We start from the raw sequence: 22,447 nt of genomic DNA, 5'->3' as shown, positions 1-22,447 counted from the left end.
AACACTCCAACAACTCAGGGTTTAGCGAAGGTAAGGCGAAGCGTGTTTGTATCGCGGGCTGGGATCTTGGCAACCAGTGTGTGCGAGCCATCGCACCGCTCGACCCCTTCGATCCGAATCTGGAAGCCATCGCGGGTGAGCACCGCGGTCGACCCTTGGAGTTCCACCTGCACCGCAGGCGAGAGAGCCATACGAAACTCCAGGTCTTCTTGTCCATGGTGGCCAACGTTCCATTCCATCGTCTGTTCGCGGGCGACTAGTTCGAGATGTACCGCGTCGTCTTCCGCCAGCAGGCGTCCTGGCCCCAGTTCCTTTACGTAGGCGAGATTGCGAGGACCGAACATATTGGGAATGCTGGTGCCGCCGCCCGGTTCGTTCGACATCCACTGATGCCCGCCAGCGATGAGACTCGTGATCGATCCTCCCCGCCCAAGTTCTAGTGCGTACGTCGAGGTCTCGATGCGATAACTGGTCGGAAGCGGCTGGAAGGCCAGCGAATCGGCCGCTCTCTGGTCGCTGCGATAGGGCACGACTGGCAATCTCGCCTCGTTATACAGATTGGTGGTCGGCATGCTTCCCCAGGCGATGCGTACCGCAGTCGGTTGGGAAACCTTCGTGGTTTGCAGTACCAACTGGCGGCCTTCGATCGACCCCTCGGCCGTGAAGTAATCTCCCGGATCGCTGGCGATCCAGCAACCTTCCACAGGTTCCCCTGCGGGCGTGGATATTTGCTGGTCGAACGTGACGACGACCTGATTCCCACGGTACTCCACCGATTCGACTTGAGGACTATGGGCGACCACCCTCTGACCGTAGACCTCGCGTCCGGCTAGCAAGGCGAGTCGGCGGCCGATTTCGGCTTTCTTGCGAGGATGCAAATCGAAACCCGGATTCGTGTCGTAAGTCACCGCCAGCCAGGCTCGGTCGGTCGCTAGGCAAGCTTGCTGCTCGGCTTCACGAAGCCAACTATAGTCGAGCCCTTCCATTCGTCCTTCGTAGGCAGGAAGCTGCACGACGAAGAAAGGCAGCTTGGCATCGTGGAACGACTTTCGCCATTGCTGCATCATGTTACTTAGAAGTGTCGCGTAAACGTCTGGTGCGCCGGCGTTCGATTCTCCTTGGTACCAGACGGCTCCCTTGAGACGGTAGGACTGCAACGGGGCTATCATGCCATTAAACAAATGAGAGGCTGGCATATCGAACATCGATACGCGAATCTTCTGCTCTGGGATGTCGGGCAGCTGGCCGGCGGGGGTCCATCCTTCGACGGTAGTTCCGCCGAAGCTGCTGTCGATCAATCCCAGTGGCACGTCGGGCGAGATCGCAGAACTACGCAGATGCTTCGCGAAGAACCAGCCGACGGCCGAAAACTGTCGAACCGCATCCGGAGTGCAATGCTGCCAGCTGGCGTTGAGTTCGTCGCGTGGCTGGTCGGCGCCCGATTTGGGGACCATCAGCAAGCGAATCGACAGGTTGGCATCCGCATTGGAGATTTCGTCGGCGCCCCCCTCAGCTTCACGCACCGGCATTTGCATATTCGACTGACCAGAGAATAGCCAGACGTCGCCGATGAGTACGTCGGAGAGCGTTTGTTGGTGGTCCCCTTGCTTGGCGGTTAGCTCGTAGGGGCCGCCGGCGGGCAAGGAGTCGAACACCACTTGCCAGTTGCCAGTACTATTGACTTTAGCCGTGCGATGCTGCTCGCCGAGCTGAAGTGCGACGTCGGCCCCAGCCGCCGCCCGACCAGCGACGGTGATCGGTTGGTCTCGCTGCAGCACCATGCCACTAGAGAATGGCGAAGCGAACTTCAGCCCCTCGTCGGCACTCGCCTGAGCGGAGAGACCCGTGGCCAGTAAGCAGGCCGCAGCAACCAGGGCAACTTGCACCTGGCGACTACTGCGATGGAGTGGTGGTATACGTGTCATGTAAGCTTCGTACTTTAAGCGATTGTTGGAACTCTTCGAGGGTCATCGTGCGGGACGGCTTAACGTCGATCGTGACAGGCCGCCCCGACTCGAGGTGCACGAAATTATCGGAATAGCGTGCGTCGGGATCGTCGCATTCCAGCCAGGTCCACAATGCTGGCTTGGCAGCGGTAAGCTCCACACGAAACGCTTCGCCTTGCTGAGATACCTGGGCTTGGATGTCGGGTTGCTGCAACTCAAGTTGCTTAGGACGTACCAAACATACCATGTTGCGATAAGTCTGCTGATCGACCTGGATTTCGAGCCACAGGATGGCTCGTTCGGGGCCAACTCGTTGGAGTGTTTGCTGCAATTCGAGCTTTGGTCCTTCGGCCGAGGTGGTGCCTGCCGATAATTGCAACTCGGTTTCGTCGGTGAGTAGCGTGTTGCCATCGACATCGGCCAGTCGCCAACTCAGGGTAGCGTTGGCTGGGGTCGTGAGGTCGCTGGCGACTTTCACTTGTACCGTGCCCGTTTTATAGTCCGCCATGCCTGCGACAAGCACCGGGGCGTAGACTCGGCGATAGGCGTAGTGCGCGGCCTTCCACCGCCCGTAGTAATCGACGCTCGACCAGGTTGGACCTGGCCAGCAATCGTTGTACTGCCACACGAGTGATCCACTTGATAGCGGCCATTCGGTGCGCCAGTGTTCGATGCCGACCGACATGCCATACGCTTGCAGGATTTGGCTGAGCCACAAAGTCGACTCGAAGTCCTTCGGCTCGCGGAAGTAGCCATGCATCTTATCGAGAATAATCTCGTTGCCTTTGCCGATGCCGTTTTTCTGATGGTACCGATTCACTGGACTGAGGACCGAGTCGCGATCGGCCGGATCGGTGTAGCTACGCACCGTGGCGGGATGCGGGAACGACTGGAAACCAAACTCTGTCATCCAGCCATGCGAATCGCGGTAGTTTTCGAAATCGGCCCCGACGTGCCATACCCACCAGTTGTGCTCGTCGCCTGCCTCGGGGCTGCCCCCTACGTAGTTGGCCTGAGGATGAAGTTCTTTTACTTTGGTGCCGATCACTTCGTGGAACAGGCGATCGTATTCTTCCTGGGTAATCATCTTGTAATTGGTGATGATCGCGGTTACTTCGTTGTTGCCGCACCAGACTGCCATGCAGGGATGATGCCGTAGGCGGCGAACCTGATCGGTCAGCTCTGCCCGCACGTTGGCGTGAAACTCGGGGTTGTTGCCGGGATACGGGGCGCACGCGAACATGAAGTCGGACCACACCAGGATTCCGAACTCGTCGCAGGCGTCGAAGAACGCATCCTCGGGGTAGTATCCTCCTCCCCACACTCGCAGCATGTTCATATTCACCGCGGCCGCGTCGGCGACACGCTGGCGAAGGTTTTCGTCGGTAACCGAAGCGGGGAATACATCGTCAGGAATCCAGTTGGCTCCCTTGGCGTAGATTTCCTGTCCATTGACGGCGAGTCGCAGCGGGCGATCTTTGGTTGGCTTAAGAAGCTGAATGTCGCGCAGGCCAATTCGGCGAGTTGTCTCGTCGACCACCTGGTTGTCGACATCAAGCACCCGCACCCGCACGGTATAGAGCGGCTGCCCGCCCATGCCGTTAGGCCACCAGAGCTGGGGATGGTCGACGGTCAGTTTCCCTTGGGCGGAGCCGGAATCGAGCTTGCACTCACAGCGATCGATCACGTTGCCGTCGTACTCGATTTCGATTTCGCTGTGCAATGCAGCCGGTTCGACCACATCGGCAACCACATCGACCGTGAGTTCGGCGTGTTCGGCTGCTTGGAGATCGGTGATGACGCGAACATAGCGAACCCGCGTTTCGTCGTAGGCCATCAGCGAGATTGGCTTGTAGATTCCGTAGGGTAGGAAGCGCGCACAGAAGTCCCATCCATTGCTGTAGGGAGATTTGCGGATATTGGCGATCTCTTTGCCGGTAGCATTTGGCACCTTCGGCGCCCGCTGTTGAAACGCTTCGATGTAAGGTTGGATGGGAGAGAACGTCACTCGAATCGTGTTGGTTCCCGACTTGAGAAGCGGCTTAACATCGAACTCCCAGGTGCGATACATGTTGTCGGTGTTCGCCAGTAGCTCGCCATTGATTTCGATGCGAGCGACTGTGTCGAGTCCTTCGCAACGCAGCAGCACGACCTTGCGTTGCAGCCAATCGGTGGGCAACTCGAACTCACGCTCGTAACACCACGACTCGCTATAGATCCATTCGTACTCGTCGGCATTCTCGCGATAGAACGGATCGGGCAGCTTGCCTTCGCGGAGCAGGTCGAGTTGCACATTGCCGGGAACCTGAGCTGGCAGAGTCAATGACTCACCAACCTGAGATAAGACCCACTGACCGCTTAGGTCGTAGGTATCAACCTTTGCGGTCAGTGGTACACAGGTGGAGGCGACCAGCAGTAGCACCGCTGCGACAATGGGGGTTCTCATCGGTTCGCTTTTGGTTCAGAAAGGAGGCGTTCAAGCAACTCCCTGAGGGGAGGTGTGGCGGACATGTTCGACCATGCCGTGGATGGTGGGGGGGTGCGCGGCAGGATAAAGGCGCCCAGCCGACACTGGGTCGGACTGAGCGCCGATGCCGCGTTTGCTGCCAGACACGGTAACGCACCGTACTGCCCATCCAGCAGCAATTCGGCGAGACCACATTGGATTGGTCGATGCCTTATCGCATGTCATTTGCCAGGGCACACGCGAATGTCGCGACCCCCCCTGTTCGTTTGTGTTAACGTCGCTCGATCACCTTGATCGTTCCCCCGTCGGCGCGATCGCCCATCTGACGGAACATCTCCGCATCGACGTCGAAGTTCACAACGGTTACCGAGCCATCGCACATCGCCATCAGGCATCCACCCGGGTGAGGGCTGCCGAACAGCTCGCGGGCAACGCTACCATCAATGGAACTCAGGTTCGTATCATCTTGAACCGGCGTATGCGAAGGTTCGCGGGCGTTATAAAACGTGCTGCGAACCATATCGTCTTGGAACCCGGCATACATGTTCCAATCGTCGGCGGCAAAGTAGTCGCCGTTTTCGTAAACGGTCGAAGGTACGAACTTCTCGCCGAGGGCAATCGTCTTGCTCAACCCGTCGGTGATTTGGCGCAGCTTAACCGCCGTACCGCAAAACGAAATACCCGAGTACTGGCTAGCCTTGGGAGGGAAGTTTGGCAGTACGGCGTCGTCGTATTGATCCGCCGTGATCGACAAGCAGCGGTCGTCGAACAAGGTCTCATCGCCGACGTTCACCGCGTAGTCGGCCCGGGCTGCCTGCGGACTGGTGTAGTAGGAGGCTTGGCCGGTGCCGTCGCCCGAAATCAAGCTGGCGCCCGACGGGTAAGGTCCTCCGTTACGGCGCGAGGGGCAATTGGCCACCGACAGGGTGGTGCCATCGCGGGCCGCTAGTTGGTCCTTGCGGAGCTGGCCAGTTTGTCCGTGTCCCATATCGTAGAGCTGCTGCTGCTCGATAAACGGGAGGATGCTATAGAGCCAGTTGCCAGGTTGGTTTTTGCCATGACCACGATCGGGGTCCCCCGACCAGTGACCACCCCAGCCCGACGAGGGAAGGGATCCGTAGGCCGATTCATGGTTAACCATCGCCAGTGCGAGGTTCTTCAAATTGTTGGTGCATGCCGATCTGCGAGCTGCTTCGCGAGCTGCTTGCACAGCGGGAAGCAAGAGTGCGACGAGAATGCCAATAATCGCAATTACTACGAGCAGTTCGACGAGGGTAAATCCCCTAGGCTTCTTGGGTGTGAAGCAAGTCATGTCATTGGTTCCTTTCTTGACTCCACCTAGCGCTCCTCTCGCACGCGTGCACGCTTTCGTATCGTAGAAGAGACATGCGTTTGGCAGATCGACTCGTGTCGAACGCCACGCATTTTCACTTAAACGTGCTACCGCCTGGAGCGCGTACTGAGGACAACCGGACAAGTATTGGAATTAGGTAGGCAAGTCCCGCAGAATTCGCCCGCATTCTGTGGGCCTCACATCGTCACTGAGGAGAGTTTCCCAGAAGGAAGCTTCCGCCTTTCGGTGATCAAATACCACTCGGGCGGAGAAGGGTTACATGCGGCCCCGCGCATTCCCGAAATCGGCTATTCCCATCTATCGCCGAACCGATGGTCGCTGAGCTGCGAGAATGTAACCCTTAGGGCTGCTCGTGGTATCTTATGCAGTCCATCCCCCCGTCTTTTCTGCAGGATTCAGCATTGTCGGCCGGTGGGTGGGCGAATGCTTGTGGAATCAGCTAGAAAACAAGCAGTTTTTGCAAAACTAGAATCAGACAATGCAGGATGGCAACGATGTCAACGGGCGGTACCGATGACAATGTAGTAGGCCGCAAAGACGAGGCCTTTGTCCAGTTGCTCGTAGGCGAGCAGCTGACGCTATTGAATTACATTACCGCGCTGTTGGCCGATCCCGATGCTGCTAGCAACGTGTTGCAAGAAACCAATTTGGTGCTTTGGCGAAAGGCCGATGAATTCGAGCCAGGTACCTGTTTTACCGCTTGGGCGAAAAAGGTAGCTTACTGGCAAGTGCAGGCATTCATCCGCGATCGGGCGCGGGACCGACATTGCTTTAGCAAGGAGCTAATTGACCAACTGGCGACTCAGCGGCGACAAGAACGCGACGAAACCGAAGCTCAGGTCGCCCTCAGGCATTGCCTGAAGGGGGTGAGTCAGCCCAATTTGGAAATGCTTCGTTTGCGGTACGAGTCGGGACTTACCCTGGCGGCGATTGCCCAACAACTTGGCAAGAAAGTATCGGCTGTTAAAGTGCGTTTCATGCGAATCCGTCAAGCACTACAAGAATGCATTCAGGACAACCTTACTGAACCCTCTTAATTTGCTCCGTTAAACCATCACTCCGATCGGAACAGGCGATCCTACAGCGAGTGCAGCTGGCAAACATAAACTCCTCCATTCATGGCCAAATCTGACAAAGAACGTTTGAACCAAGTGATCACCGAGGTCCTCGACGAAGGACTGTCGGCCGAGCGCATGGCGGAATTAGAGGACCTGTTACTCGACAATCCCGAACTGCAAGCCTATTACACCGATGCACTGAAGCTCAACACGCTCATGCGGTACGAACTGAGCGGCGGCCTGCATCATGCAACCCCGCTGGTTGCTTCGGAACCTGTCGATACAACAACGCTCATCCAGCAGTTAGTCGAAGCGGACGCCGCAACCCCGCAAGGTACCAGTCAGGCGACTTCCGGTGTGACAAATTGGAAGTCGATTGCCTTCTGGGTGGCGACGCTTGCCGCTTCGCTGCTGATAGCCGTGGGAGTGTATTCTGTTCTTTCGCCAGGTGGTTCGCAGCACGCCCCCAGTGATCGTTCGCTGGCTCACGCGGCTGGCGAGACGCCTGGCGCCCACGGTCAGTCTTCCGAAACGTTGCTGGTGAACGATCCCCAGCAGCTTGCAACGTTAAGCCGGATCACGAAGACTGAGATGATCACTCGCGTCATGCTGCCAGGCAGTACGACGAACTCTCGCCAAGCTTCCGTGCAACGACTGGTCGGTGGCAATGCCTGGATCGATCGCTCACCAGGAGGACGCGAGCGGGGATACGTGGTCGAACTGGCTTCAGGATATCGCATGGATGTTCGAGTGGATGCCGACGCGGGCAACCAGAATGCACTCGGCATCGTCGAACTCGACTCCCGCGGCCGGATGACAGGCGATACGTTCTCGTTCAACAATCTGCCGACCGAATCCGACACCTCCTGGCGACGCTACGGCAACATTGGGGCTATTACCCTGGAGAACAAGCGGGCCCAATCTCGCTACTTCCTCTTCGCTGGTTCGCATGTGAACCTTGGCAATCCCTCGGCTGGCTGGAAACAAAGCGATTACAAGCTGCTGCACGAATCCTCCGATTTTCTTGTGCTGGGTTGGGACGACAGCGGCTATCTCGGCGAGGAGGTCGACGAGACTAGACGCGACCAGGACTTTAACGACGTGTGCGCGGTGCTGCACTTCGCCCCGTTTTCAAGCACCCGGCAAACGATGGACTCCAGTGTCTTTTACTTGCCTGCGTTAACAGCGAACCTGCCAACCTTCACCGGCGCCGAGCCTGGGCATCCCTTCCATGTGAAGCCAGGTCAAGAAGTCATGCTGCTGGTGAGCGACTCGGCACGCATCCCCAGTTCGGCGTTGATCGTCGAACAGGATACGCAGTCCATTATCTGGCGCGACGACGCAGTCGGCAAAGAGTCGTTGCCGTTGGATTCGCCAAACGAGACCTCTATGCGAGGCATCTACGTCATCAAGAACAATACCTCGACCGTCAAACGCTACGCCATCCATGCGGGGCGGTACGATGAGACCGATACCTGGGTCGAAATGCCATATCGCTTAAACGGCGAAGACGACCATTGGGAGTGCATCGGGTTCGAAGATAGCCCTGAGGGACCGATGGGGGTCGACTGGAACGACATCCAAGTTCACGCCAGATGGTTCGAGAACTGAGTCGTCGGCCCCCTTCCTTCATAACCTAACACACCGCGCGTCGCGACGACTCGGATTGCCGCTGAGGCGTAGCGATTGTTCGTTGTGCTTGTCACCCGCTGTCTGCCTCGTACTCACGATGGCACCCATGTGCGCAGTGTCTGACTCTTTTCGGAACAGAATGGCATGTCGAGAGATACTACGTCTGCAAGGGCGAGAAAGCTGATATTCGAGTACCTCGAAGCCCGACAACTACTAGCAGGCGATACTAGCTTTGCGTTGCAGTTGAGCGACCTTGCGGCGTCGCCGGCACCCGAGTGGAGTGATCTCTATAACGTATCGGTCGACCTGCCAGCGAGCGGGGGTCTACTGTCGCAAGGGGCTGACGTGTTGGCCATCGACTTCGATGTGGTCACCGATAGCCGCTCGCCGGATGGCGAGCAAGTCGCAAATCTCGCCGATGAGAATCCCAGTACCAAGTACTTGAACTTTGGTGAAACGAACACCGGGTTCATCGCGACCCTCGCTTCGCCTACCGCGGTGAAGAGCTTCCGCCTGACCACGGCGAACGACAATGCCGGGCGCGATCCGGCGTCGTACGTGATCTATGGAACCAACGATCCGATTACCACCAGTCTGCACAGCAATGGACGAAGTGAACAGTGGATCGAGATCTCGTCGGGCGATCTGTCACTGCCGGATGCTCGCAATACGGACTCGGCGGTGGTCGCGATAGGAAACTCGACGAGCTACCATTCGTACAAAATGGTGTTTCCCACCATCAAGAATGGGATTTTGTACAACGAGATGCAACTGGCAGAAATGCAGCTCTTCAGTAGTAGTGACGGTTCCGGCGCGAATCTGTTGCCATCCGCGACAACGCTGCTGGCGATTCAGGATGTCACCGGCACCAGTACCAGTAGTTCTCCTTCGACCGACTCGGCCGCTAATGCAGTGGATGGTGACGCGGGCACTTCGTACTCGAATAGCGGAGCCGAATACGCGGGGCTGATTGTGACCCCTTCGGCAGGTCCATCTGTCGTAGCCGCGTTTCGCGTTACCACCAGCAGCGACTCACCTGGCAGCGATCCCTCGTCCTGGGTGCTCTACGGCACCCATCAAACCATCGTTTCGCAAGAACATAGCGCGGGCACCGACGAATCGTGGACCTACATCGATTCAGGAACGCTAAGTTTGCCGAGCGAGCGCTCGACGGAAGGTTCCCTCATCGAAGTCGACAACTCGCTGTCGTTTAGTACTTATCGCATCGTGTTCCCGACGCTCCGCGAAGCGGGCAGTGACTCGTTGCAGATAGGCGACTTAGAGTTCTATGCGTTGGATCGGGATACCAGCACGAGCGCAAGCTTGCGGATCGAACAAGTGGCTACCGGTGAATTGCATATGCAGTTGGCTGGCAGTTCTTTGGTGGGCAATGTCGCGACCGACTACGTGGGACTCGAAGCGTTTGCCAACGTCCGAGTGGTGGTGGAATCGGGAGCCACCGACCTTGTGCTGCCAGAGACCGATCAGGTGATTTACGAGTCCGATGGACTCCGCCATGTTGTCTATCTGCCTGCAATGCAGCTGGCGGCCGGCGAGCGGCTCGATCTTTGGATTTCTGCAACTGGCAGCACCTACTATGGCTCGCCCGAGCAACTAACGCCCGACTTTACGTCGCTAGCGCGTGAAGCGTACGGGTTGGTCGGCGACTACGACTTTGATGGAGTGGTCGACAGCGACGACTACGCGGTGTGGAAAGCGACCTTTGGTTCGACGCAGCAGTTGGCCGCCGATAGCAACTGGGACGGGGTGGTCAATTTGGCCGACTATACCCCCTGGCGCGACAATTTGGGAGCGGTCGACGACCGCTATTTGCCCCCCAGTGATTTTTCGATCACCAGTCCATCGGGTGTAAGCTCCGATAACACACCGACTATCAGATGGGAGCAGTCGCTGAACGCTCTCTCCTACGAAATTGAGATCGCAGCAGATCCGGAATTCATAAATCTGGTCGAGAGCAGTACGACCACCGCACTTTCTTACGGACTGTCGACCATTCTTTCCAATGGCGAATATTATCTTCGCGTGACCGCCATCGGTGCTTATGGTACGGCGACCATGGCCACGAATGCGGGGCTGTCATTCTCGGTTTCCTCGGCCGACTTGCATCCAAACGATGGCTTCGAATCTGGATTTACAGGATGGGGCACTTCGCAAGGTTCTGGATCAGCCGCGTTTGCAACGCCGACCACTTCGACGAACTTGCCAACTAGCGATGCATACGTCGGCGCCCGCTACGCGCGCATCTCCGTCGCCTCGGCCGGCAGGACCACGTCGCCGAACCTGAGTACCACGTTTTATGCCGATGCAAAGGAAACGTACGTGCTGCGGTGGTTTGCCCAGACTGATGTCAACAGAGCTGGCATGACCATTCAGGTAACCAGCGAAGGGATTCAGTACGAACCGGCCTCGTTCGACCCTTCGTCGAATGGATGGGAGGGGTACCACTTTGCGTTCAAGGCCGAGGGGCTGACGACGGTCACCATCTCGTTCGACGAGAAGGCCGTCTACGCGCTGGACGAACTGCAGATCTACGATACGCATAGCGGTCCCGACCATACTGGTACTCGCATCGACCCCGAACGCTATTATCTCTGGCGCTGGGGCCAGACGGCCGGGGCGTCGGGGCAGCTGATGAACACCGACAATAACATTTCGGTCCCCCTGCCCGATGGTCGCGTTGTCTGGCTCTACAACGACACCTACACCGGCCACTACAATCCGTATGACAATAGCGGTGGCACCGAAGGCTTTGTGCGTAACTTCCTGATCATCCAGGACGGCGACACCCTCACTCCCTGGACACCGGGGCAAACGTCGCTTGTGCCTCCTTCTGGCGGCAACTTCTACTGGCCCAACGATGCGTTCGTCGAAGGCGATCGTCTCCAGGTCGTGCTGCATGAAGTCAGCGGGCTGACGTTCGTCCGCAGTGTGATCGCGACTTTGTCGCTGCCCGACCTTACCGTGCAAAGCTACACAGCGAACACGGTGTGGAACATGAACAAAGTGCTCGACGCAGGGGATGGGTACCTGTATGTGTTTGGCGGTACCAGCGGTTCAGGCGATCACAAGCTTGCCCGGGTGCCGAAAGGGAGCTTCAGCAACTTCGCCCTCTGGCGGTACTGGACCGGTTCCACTTGGAGCACGAACCGCAACGCGGCCGTCGAGCTTGCCAACCTCGATGGCATGTGGTCGGTCGCCCGAATTGGTCCCGAGAACTATGTGGCCATTTCCTCAGGCTTTGTCGGCAGCAGTTGGCGAGCGTCGTTCGCGTCGTCGCCGACCGGACCTTGGACCAAACCAGAAGCCAATGTGATTGGCTATCCTCCGATCGACTTTGAAGCCGAAACCGCCTACTACTATATGCCGTACTTGCACAAAGACACAGTGCAAAATGGTGTTTACAGCGTCGGCTTCTCCGACATTGGTCCCTCGGGCGCCGACGGCGATGGCATGTATCTGTCGAATCGTCCAGGCAAAGACCAAACCTTCTACAACATTCAGTACATCCTCACGCCCAATCTCCTCGACCTCTCTCCCTACACGACGCACGAGTACGTCGATTCGTTTACCGATGGCGACCCGGTGGAGTGGATAACGTACGATGGCGATTGGTCATCGGACAATGGTGCTTGGAGCGTGGAAGCAGCATTTGGAAGCTCGGCCAAAGCGGTGGCTCTCGGTGTGGTGAACGAGACGACCTGCGTCGAAGTCGACGTGACCGCCAGCGGGGGAGACGCAGGGTTGTTATTCCGGGGCAGCGAATACCACACTGGAACCGATCAGTTCGCGGGCTACTATGCTGGCATCCAGCCTGGCACCGGCGTGGTGCTTGGGAGGATGGATCAAGGGAGCTGGGCCTTGCTGGCATCGGCAACTATGCCGATTGTCGCCGGGCAAAATTACCATCTTAAAGTAATTGCCGAGGGCGACTTGATTGAAGTCTATCTCGACGACATGACCACTCCTTGCTTCGCGGTGGTCGATGCGACGTACGGCAGTGGTACGACAGGACTTCGAGCATTCTCATCCGTAGCGACCTGGGACAACTTCTCGATATCCGATTAGCCACCTGCTTCGCTTGCCAGTTTGCTTGCCAGTGAGTCGGTTCAACAAGTGAATGATGAAGCGAGTAGACTGGCTGCCAGTTTCAACATCGCGGCCTTTGACAGCATCAAAAGTACGACTTCTTCCAAAGACTCGACTGCTGTTTCACTGTCGACCCATGCGGTCGGAACGCCATTGGTTGGCACACCCCTCTCCCCACCCGTCGTACCGATAGTACCTGAAATGCGTCACAGCGTTTCGAGTCCACTTGTGCTGGCTCGCGACGAAGCTTTCGAGGGGCTTGCCGACGAAGCGTCAAAGCTAAACGACTGTGAACCAACCGATCTGGCGAATTTCCGCTACTCATGCTTTCGTTGATCTGCAAAGTATTGCAGCTGGTCTTCTTTGATTTAGCAGCTATGGCGATGTTGTACGTGCTTACCGCCAGCAGAGTCAGCGATACGGTTAGTTACCACTTTTTTCTGAGGGTATTGAGCTTGCTGTAAGCATGCTAAGAGAGTGGAGAAACGCGACTTCGCGGGCGCTGCCAAATTGAGACTGCCTATCATCTTTGCGGCGAAAGGCAGCTTGTCTCCGATAGCCAGCATTGCGAGCGCCGACGAATTGCACCGATTTCACCCCGTCGGCATAATGGGAAGTTGCGACACGTGCGTCGAAGAAACTGCCCTTCTCTTCTCTGTACGCCACGGCAGCTCATCCTACGCATGGACGTGCACTCATTGCACCTAAGATCGAACCTACTGGTAACCGGAATGGAACTTCGAAAAGGCAACCAACGTCGTCGGACGCTGCGCCATGAAACACTTGAACAACGTTGCGTGCTCTCGACGCAGCCGCTGATTACTGAGTTCATGGCTTCGAACTCCTCGACGATTCTCGATGGTTTGGGAGCTAGCTCCGACTGGATTGAGATTCACAATCCAACGAACGACACCATCGATCTTGGTGGCTGGCACCTGACCGACAGCAATTCGAATCCCACCAAGTGGACCTTCCCCGATACCGAGCTAGCTCCGCAGGCTTACCTGTTGGTATTTGCTTCGAACCAAACGGCCACGGGTTTCATCGATCCGCTGGGCTATCGCCATACCACGTTCGCCCTTTCGGCCGGTGGCGAGTACCTGGCGCTTACTGATGCCGCGGGCAAAGTGGTTTCGGAGTTCGCTCCCAGCTATCCCCAGCAGTCGGCTGACGTGTCGTACGGACTCGACGGTGGTGGAGGAACCGCTTACTTTACGAACCCCACGCCAGGCAGCGCGAACGATTACACTTCGGTGGTCCCAGCTACGATTCTCATCAGCGAAATTATGTACCATCCGTCGTCGGAGTTGACCGACCACGAGTACATCGAGCTGGTGAATACCAGTGCGTCGTCCATGAACCTCGCTAACTGGGCCATCGATAGCGGGGTAAAGTACACGTTGCCTGACATCACGCTCACAGCGGGCGACTACCTGGTGGTGGCCGCCAATCCCACGGCGTTTGCCGAATTGTATCCCACGGTCACCAACGTCGTCGGTGGCTGGCAGGGACATCTCTCGAACCGGGGCGAAACGATTTCGGTCGCTAATGCTGCCGGTATAGTCGTTGATAGCGTGAGCTATACCGACCAGGGCGATTGGGCGGCTCGCGAAGAGGGACCGCTCGACTACAATCACACCGGCTGGGTCTGGAGCGATGCCCACGATGGCAATGGCAGCTCGCTTGAGTTAGTGAGTTTTGCTCTGGGGAACGACTCGGGGCAAAACTGGCAAGCTAGCCTGGATGTCGGCGGCACGCCTGGCAGTGTGAACTCCGTGAACGATACCGATAATAACACAGCCCCGCTGGTGCTCGACGTCGCCCACTACCCAGTGATACCTAGTTCGACACAGGACGTAAGCATCACCGCCCGATTGGTGGATGAACTCAATACGGGACTTTCGGCCAACCTTTACTGGCGCGTCGATGGCGACACGAGTTTCCAGGTGCTGGCCATGGCCGACAACGGACTCGGGCCCGACGTTGCCGCCAGCGATCTTGTGTTTACCGCCCAAATCCCCGCGATGAGCGATGGCACGATCATCGAGTTCTACGTTGCAGCGACCGACCAGGCGGGCAACACGCGGATGTATCCCGCCGCGACGCAGCCGAGTGGCGAGCAACTAACCAATTTGCTCTATCAAGTAGACGATAGCTTCGACCCGAGCAATCTGCCAAGCGAAGGAGATCGCTCGACCTATCGATTGATCATGACCGAGGCCGAGCGGGCCGAGCTCGCCCAGATTGGTTCGACCTCGAGCGACCGTCGCAGCCACGCCAGGATGAATGGCACACTGATCTCCGTTACTCCGAGTGGAGTGGAGTATCGCTATCAGGTCGGTATTCGCAATCGAGGCGAGTCGAGCGCGCTGGCCCAACCCAACAGTTACCATGTCGACATTCCCCGCGATAACCTTTGGTATGGTCTCGAAGCGTTTAACCTGAACACCCAATACACCCATTCGCAACTGGCGGGACTCAAGCTATTCCAAGCCACCGGCGGAGTGGCCGAAGACTCGCAGGCGGTCGAAGTGCGCGTGAATGGTACTGACCTGTCGTACGCAGGCTCCCCTTCGTATGGAGTCTACGTTCAGCTCGAAGCGACCGACTCGGTACTGGTGGCCAATCATTATCCCGACGACGATGGGGGCAACCTTTATAAAGCAGTGCGCGACAGTAGCGGATCAGCCCACGCTGATTTTCGCGATCTCGGCGACGACCCCCTCGACTACGCGGCGTTCTATCAGAAGGAAACCAACGCTTCGGAGGCCGACTACAGCGACATCATTGAATTGATCAAGGTGCTTAACTACGAGCCTGACGAAACCTACTACGCCCGCGTTTCGCAGCTCGTGGATATCGACTCCTGGCTCAATTACTTCGCCACGGTCGCTATTCTCAGTTCCGAAGAAACCTCGCTCGCTACCGGCGTCGGCGACGACTTCATCATGTACCGCGGCGAAAGCGATCCGCGGTTTCGGTTGATTCCTCACGACTTCGATACCATCCTCGGGCAAGGCGACACCTCGGGCTCGCCGACCAGCAGCATCTATCGGGCGGCCAACTTGCCGGTGGTCAGCCGTTTTCTGCACGATCCTCAGATCTTGCCGGCCTATCACGCGAAGCTAGAGCAGTTGCTGACCACCACGTTTGCCAAGCATAACTTCGACCCGCTGCTCGACGACATCCTCACCGGCTTTGCTCCATCCAATCGCATTGCGGAGATGAAGTCGTTCATGGCTACTCGCCGCGAGTACATTCTCGACCTCATCACACAGCCGCTCACCGCCCAAGCACCGCTGGTTACTCAGGGAGGCCTGGCTCACACCACGTTCGACAACGTCGCCATCTATGGCACCGCGCCGCTGTCTGCCACCCAGTCGGTAACCGCTAATGGTGTGGTTGCCCAGTACAACGCAACCACTGGCAGCTGGACCGTCGGTAACTCGACCGGCTCCATCGATCAGTTCATCGCCAGCGGCGATATCTGGCACTATCTCAATCCAGGACAGGTCGCTCCCACCTCGCCGGGCAACGACTGGCGCACCGACAACCTCCACTGGCCGAACTCCGGCCCTTCGCAGCTTGGCTACGGCGACACCCAAACCACGGTGGTTCCGTATGTCGACATCGACCCCAATACCTCCGGCACGCAGAAGAACACGACCACCTATTTTCAAACCACGTTCGATGTCGCGGAAGCGACCTCTTACTCTTCGCTCACGCTGCAACTGCTCCGCGACGACGGTGCCGTGGTCTACTTGAATGGAGTGGAGGTCATTCGATCGAACATGCCGGCCGGCGAGATCACCTCAACCACGTTCGCGAATAGCAACGTGAATGGTGGGGAAGAAGAGACCTTCTTTGAGTACAGCATCGATCCCTCGCTGCTCGTCGAAGGACAGAACGTGCTGGCGGTGGAGATCCATCAGGACGATCTGAATAGCAGCGATATCGGAATGGATGTCGAACTGACCGGCGTCAAAGGCTCGCCGACCTCCACCGACGGAGTGCCGCTAGTCGTGGGGGTGAACCGCATCGAGGTACAAGCTTTCGATGGCCCCAATGGCACCGGCAATTTGCTTGACACCACGTGGGTCGATGTTTGGTACGACAACGCGAGCGGGCAGACCGTCGGCGGCGATATCACCACCCCGCAACATTGGACCGCGGCGAATAGTCCCTATTTCGTCACGAGCGATCTGGTGATTCGGGATGGTGGAGTACTGACCATCGATCCCGGCGTGAGCGTGTTTCTCGGCGATAATACCGGGCTCACCGTAGCCGCAGATGGGCAGCTGATTGCCGAAGGAACTGCCGACGCCCACATTACTTTTGCAACGAATCCTAACCAAAATGGAAGCAATTGGAACGGCCTGACGTTCGAAGACACTCAGCTCGACAATCGCCTTACCTACGTCGACCAGCACGCCGGCGGCGGCACCGGTCAGGCAATCGATATCGATCATGGCCGGTTGACGATCGACCACATGAATTGGCTCAACATCAATGAGCAAATTCTCGACTTGGTACACCCCACGCTGGTGGTCACCAACTCGAACCTGCCAGGCATCGGTGGCAACGAAACCGTCCATCTACTCGGGCTCGATCAAGGTGAGCAACTCGTATTCGAGAATAACACGTTCGGCTTTAATAGCAGCGGCGACGACGTGCTCGACCTTGGCCATAGTACCCTCACCCCAGCGACTATCATCTTCCGTGGCAACACCTTCCTCGGCGGCTACGACGATGGGGTCGATACCGATGGCTTCCCGGTATTACTCGAAAACAACACGTTCATGAACTTCCACTTGAACACCAGTCGCAATACCACTTCGAACGCGGTCTCGACCGGGTACATGTCGGTCTCAGGGCAAGCGGTGTCGAGTAACCTGACGTTGATTGGCAACGTGTTCATTAACAACGATCACCACCTGCTGATCAAGGATCTCTCGTACGCTACGCTGATCAACAACACGCTCTATCAATCGACCTACAGCGGCATTCATCTGGAAGAACCCGGTGGAACCAGCGTGCTCGGCCCAGGGCGGGGAGCAGCGCTCGACGGAGTCCTCTTCTGGGACAATCCCATCGCTATCGAGGGAATCGTCGCGAGTACCGAGCTGACGATCGACCATTCGATCGTGCCGGCCGAACTCACTGGCTACGGCACCGGCAATCTGACGACAGACGACCCGCGGTTCAGCAACGTTGCGATCGACGACCTGTCGCTGCTGCCTGGCTCCCCAGCCATCGGCACCGGCCCCAATGGTTCGGAGATCGGCGGGGTGCAACTCTCCGACTACACGCCTGCCTCGGCAGCAACGCTTCGCATTACCGAGTTGCATTTCGACCCCACCGGCGGCGACACCACCGTTGGCGAAGTCGGCGGCACCGGCAAGTCGTTCGAGTTCATCGAGCTTACCAATTTTGGCAACGAGACCATCGACCTCAGCGGGCTGGTGTTCGACGACGGCATCGACTTCGCCTTCCCGTGGCAAAGTTCGCTGGCGGCGGGGCAAACGATCGTGGTCGCGAGCAATGCCGACTTGTTCCGGTCTCGCTATGGCGACTCCGCTGCTTTGGCTGGCGAGTTCACCGGCAACCTCTCCGGCGATGGCGAACAAGTGCGGCTGCTGGCTGCCGATGGAAGCGTGATCGCCGACTTCGCCTACGAGGTCATGAGTCCCTGGCCCAACGCTGCAGGTGGCTATTCGCTCGAGGTCATCGACCCCTTGGCGAGTCTCGACGATCCCGCGAACTGGCGGGCGAGCACCGAGGTCAATGGCACCCCCGGCGCACTCTCCGTCACGACCATCGTCGGCGATTTCGATCGCAACGGATTGGTCGACATGGACGACTATGCAATGTGGAAGTCGCAATTCGGCCGCCAGGTGGCTCCCGGGTTCGGCGCCGATGGCAACGCCGATGGAACGGTGAGCCTGGCCGACTACACCCTCTGGCGCGACAACCTGGGGGCGGCAGTCGCACCGGTGGTGCAACCGATCGCGTCCCCCAGCACCGACGCTACCGAGGCAGCAATTGCTAGCATCGCAGCGACCCCTAGCACCGAAGCGCCGGACTCCTCAACCACTGCAGCACCCACTATCGCTACCAACAGCACCGCTGCGGAGGATGTTGCGTCGATAGAAACAACTCCGATCGCCAAACCGCTGATGTATCTGAATGCGAAGCAAAGCGTTGCTTCGCATCGTTCGAGCAATGCTTCGACCGAGAACTCGCTCGATCAGGCGTTTGCCGACTACGAGCAACAGAACCTGCTACTACTCCGTCGGCACCAATTCGACACTCGCCCAGCAGCGACCTCAACTCAATTGCAGCAGGCAACGCATCAGCACCAACCAACTGAGTCAACCACCGCACGCGCTCGCCGCGGGGCGTTGGCGGTTAATTTCGACTGGCTCGACCAGGCTTAGTGTTTGCGGGCGAAGTTTCGCCGCCACGAAAATTTGTGCTTAACGCCCATCACCAGGGCGCTTATACTCTTAGGCCCGTCTCACTATCTGGCAGCGTGCCTGGTTGTTCTCTCGGAATCACGAGTAAAAGGATAAGCATTATGCGCAGTTACGGTCCGACGCTGCTGATCGCTTTGTTGCTTACAGTCGTATGGTCGCCAGTCGTTCAGGCAGTAGGTTACATCAAGTTCGACGGAATCGACGGAGAGTGCACCGATGCCGAGCACCAGGGCTGGTCGGACCTCGCGAGTTTTCAGATTGATATCTCGCGCAACTTCGATGGAGGAGCACTAGGGCGAGTCGAGGCCTCGATGAAATTCAGCATGGTGGCCGATAGCGCGTATCCCTACGTATTCGAAAACCTGCTGCGCGGCATGACGTACGACACCCTCACCATCGAGCAATTCGATGGCCGGCAGCTTGTCGATCGCTACGAGTTTGAGCAAGCGATCACCCCCTCGCTATCCACGCTCTACTCCGGTGGTGCCCCCGCCCGGATCAATGGCACGATTGCCACGCGTGAACTTACATTGAATCACTTTGTGTACGACGATCGCACGGGTGCTTTGGTGGAGACCATCGAGGTGAACTACGACTTCACGAATGTCTCCGCGCTCACCGCAGGAACCCTGCCCGGCGACTACAACTTCGACGGAGTGGTCGACTTCGATGACTACGATAAGTGGAAAGATCAGTTCGGCGGAATCACCGTGCCGATTGGTTCGGGCGCGGATGGCAACGCCGACGGGCAAGTGGACCTCGGCGACTACACTCTCTGGCGCGACAACCTGGGCCGCTCGCTAGCGACGTCGATCGCTTCGCAATCGGTGCCCGAACCCGCGTCGCTGGCAATCGGTGCGCTGGGCCTCGCAGTGGTGCTCGGCATCCGTCGTTCACGAGCAGGAGTCGTTTGAATGAAGACTCTCCATATTCTTGTTTGCGTTGGAATGGTAGTGATCGCTGGCTACGTGCTCGCCCAAACCACTGCAGCGCCGCCGACCGATTCCGACACGCCGAATTCTGCACCAACCGCTCCCAACGATCAGGTTTCTGCGATGCAACCCAGCAAGACCCGCGTTACTCCGTTCCTGATGTTCGAAGGTCAGGCGGAAGAGGCCATGAAACTCTATCTGTCGCTCTTTCCCGATGCGGCCATCGAGTCGGTCGAGAAGTACGGGCCCGACGAGATGGGCAAGCCAGGCACGGTGAAGCTCGCCAGCTTTACGCTCGCCGGCCAGCGGGTGATGTGCATCGACAGCCCCGCCGATCACGACTTCACGTTCACTCCGTCGATGTCGCTGTTCGTTGATTGCGAAGACGAGCCGCAGCTCGAAAAGCTCTTCGCCGAACTCTCGAAAGAGGGCAAGGTGATGATGCCGCTCGGCGACTACGGGTTCAGCCAAAAGTTCGGCTGGGTCTCCGACCGCTTCGGCGTCTCCTGGCAACTGAACCTGCCGAAAAGCGAATAGCCCGCGAGTCGTGATCGTTGACTCCACCGAGTGCGCGTCAGCGAGGTTGGTGCAGAGTGCGGTCCTTCGGCTGCTCACGGTTTGGAGATACCAAAAAGGTGGTTGTGTCGATAAAGTACGTGTAGTTCCAGGATGGACGACAATCGAGGACTGTGTTTGGGCCGATGATGACACCCCCCCCACCGACCAACTATACCGGTGATGTTATTAAGTAAGCAATTGCATTGAGTTTTTTCTCTTACTATTGTAACACATTTTGGGTCAGACTATTCAGGTTCGCCAAGGATCACGCAAATGAGCGCTTGTCATCCATCGCTGAGCATAGACGTTATGAGTCTTGCTACGCCCGAAGCGATTCTGATGCATATCAACATACTCAAAGAGCTAGTCGAAGCTGGAAATGGCCGAGCGGCGATGCAGCTTGCTGAAGTTCACTTTGCAATTCTACTATCTGAGGAAGAAGACAAGATGGCACTGTTAACTTCGATCAAGAGTCCAAGTGAGTATCATCAAATAGCATTCAAACATTTGACTCAAGAGGCTATGAGCGGTGACGGCGAGGCCATGCATGACCTTGCTGTTTATTTTCAAGTTGGACGGGGAGGGGCACCAACCGATATGGAAAAATGCATCGAGTGGAATGAGAATGCGTTGGCAGCCGGTTACTATTTCGCTGCCAACGATCTGTATACGACATATACGACGAGTCCGTCTCATCTCAACCCGGAACGGGCAAAAGAAATGGCGGAAATACTGCGGAGTCACAATTGCGCAGTTGTCGAACTTCCGTAGGGTGCAAAAAGCTCGTCCGAGCCACAAACTGCTGCAAAAACTGAAGTTCCGAAACACGCCAAGGCGAGGTCATCAGAAGCGAAGAACCGCTGAACGATAAAGACCGAATCGCCAGGTAAAAAAGTGGCCCTCCGTGGCCAGGATCGTTTGCTCAGTTGCCCAACAGTCAATTAGCCGTACCAGTGCGGTGCCCACAGCAGGCCGGCACTGTTAGCCATTCATTTTTCGGTGCCACTGCTGGCATGTCGCGGACTGCCTTTCGAGATCGCATGGCAGTAGCAATGGCTTGATCATGAGTCGCCACGTTACCCAATGACCAGCAGTGGGCTGGATGCTTGGTGTGGGGTGTCGCGACCTCGAAGAACTGAGCAGCCAACGAACCCCGTCTACGGATCGGCGTTAGCGCGAAGTCTGGGACGTGAGAAACGGTTTCCTTCTAGCCACGGATACACACGGATCGTCACGGATGGGATAGCCTCTTGGGCTTCGCCCACCTTTCGTCATGGAGGCCTGTCAGATGCTGGCGGGAGCCATCGTAGCACGATTCTCCGAATCGTAAGAACTGGATAACGCCATTGCACCGAATGCCCGTCAGAATGGCGGGCCGCTGCGTCCTGCATACCACTCGGAGAGTGGTGCTACATTCTTCTGCGACCCGTCTATTCTCTCCACTTTTCGCTGGGAATTGGCCACCTGTGGTGTTCTAATGGACAGTTGGTGTGCTATCCGTTGTTTGTGGTCAGTAGTCCGTTGTTGGAGGATGGAGAGATGTAACCGAGTGAACATGAAATTCACTGAAACCATCTACCACGCAAGCGTGCTGTAGGAGCGGTCTCTGACCGCGATGGCACTTGTGTTGCGTTCGCTGCTGCGCGGGTGGGTAATGCAGGGGATGGGGCTGCGTCGCTGTCGCTCCTGGTCCCATCCTACGAGTCCCTCGTTGGTGACGCGTTCGAAATGGCGGGCTGAGATCTTTCAGTCGCCGGAAGCTCCTTCAAGATGACATTCCCTGCCCCCTGTCCCCCGAATCCTGAATCCTCCCCACAAATAGTTACCCACCCATGGGAATCTATTTTGGGCACTTTCGATGGAGGTATTGATGCAACTTGTTACCTATCAAAGACTTGCGATAGATTCCCAGCGAAA

General features: G+C 57.3%; 10 protein-coding genes. 7 read left to right on the top strand and 3 right to left on the bottom strand.

The features are described from left to right. Positions 1-14: 14 nt before the first annotated feature. From Pan181_RS24740 to Pan181_RS24730, 3 genes are all read right to left on the bottom strand, one after another. Positions 15-1,925: a sialate O-acetylesterase gene (locus Pan181_RS24740; RefSeq protein WP_145251499.1), complete on the bottom strand. Its 1,911-nt coding sequence runs from the start codon at positions 1,923-1,925 to the stop codon at positions 15-17. Beyond that, entirely contained in the window at positions 1,894-4,392 is a 2,499-nt protein-coding gene (locus Pan181_RS24735) for a beta-mannosidase (protein ID WP_145251497.1), read from the bottom strand. The genes Pan181_RS24740 and Pan181_RS24735 overlap by 32 nt, the downstream gene beginning before the upstream one ends. A gap of 292 nt (positions 4,393-4,684) precedes the next feature. Further along, on the bottom strand, positions 4,685-5,725 hold the full coding sequence (locus Pan181_RS24730) for a DUF1559 family PulG-like putative transporter (RefSeq protein WP_145252461.1): 1,041 nt from the start codon (positions 5,723-5,725) through the stop codon (positions 4,685-4,687). A gap of 536 nt (positions 5,726-6,261) precedes the next feature. Between Pan181_RS24730 and Pan181_RS24725 the strand changes: the two genes are divergently transcribed. The 7 genes from Pan181_RS24725 (at position 6,262) to Pan181_RS24695 (ending at position 21,301) form a co-directional block, all read left to right on the top strand. After that, on the top strand, positions 6,262-6,804 hold the full coding sequence (locus tag Pan181_RS24725; protein WP_197528684.1) for a sigma-70 family RNA polymerase sigma factor: 543 nt from the start codon (positions 6,262-6,264) through the stop codon (positions 6,802-6,804). A gap of 81 nt (positions 6,805-6,885) precedes the next feature. After that, positions 6,886-8,436 carry a hypothetical protein gene (locus Pan181_RS24720; RefSeq protein WP_145251493.1) on the top strand — a complete coding sequence of 517 codons (1,551 nt, stop codon included), beginning with the start codon at positions 6,886-6,888 and terminating at the stop codon, positions 8,434-8,436. 165 nt (positions 8,437-8,601) lie between these two features. Beyond that, a complete protein-coding gene (locus Pan181_RS24715) occupies positions 8,602-12,543 on the top strand; it encodes a DUF4185 domain-containing protein (protein ID WP_145251491.1) in 3,942 nt (1,313 codons plus the stop codon). Between the two features lie 752 nt (positions 12,544-13,295). Next, positions 13,296-19,001: a lamin tail domain-containing protein gene (locus Pan181_RS24710; RefSeq protein WP_197528683.1), complete on the top strand. Its 5,706-nt coding sequence runs from the start codon at positions 13,296-13,298 to the stop codon at positions 18,999-19,001. A gap of 140 nt (positions 19,002-19,141) precedes the next feature. After that, the gene (locus tag Pan181_RS24705; RefSeq protein WP_145252459.1) at positions 19,142-19,954 is read left to right on the top strand and encodes a type VI secretion system tube protein Hcp; all 813 of its coding nucleotides are present in this window, start codon (positions 19,142-19,144) and stop codon (positions 19,952-19,954) included. Next, a complete protein-coding gene (locus Pan181_RS24700) occupies positions 19,955-20,509 on the top strand; it encodes a VOC family protein (protein ID WP_197528682.1) in 555 nt (184 codons plus the stop codon). Positions 20,510-20,839: 330 nt separating this feature from the next. Next, on the top strand, positions 20,840-21,301 hold the full coding sequence (locus tag Pan181_RS24695; protein WP_197528681.1) for an SEL1-like repeat protein: 462 nt from the start codon (positions 20,840-20,842) through the stop codon (positions 21,299-21,301). Positions 21,302-22,447 lie beyond the last annotated feature (1,146 nt).

The sequence above is a fragment of the Aeoliella mucimassa genome, assembly GCF_007748035.1.
In the GTDB taxonomy this organism is placed as follows: domain Bacteria; phylum Planctomycetota; class Planctomycetia; order Pirellulales; family Lacipirellulaceae; genus Aeoliella; species Aeoliella mucimassa.
This window is presented reverse-complemented; position numbering and strand designations above follow the sequence as displayed.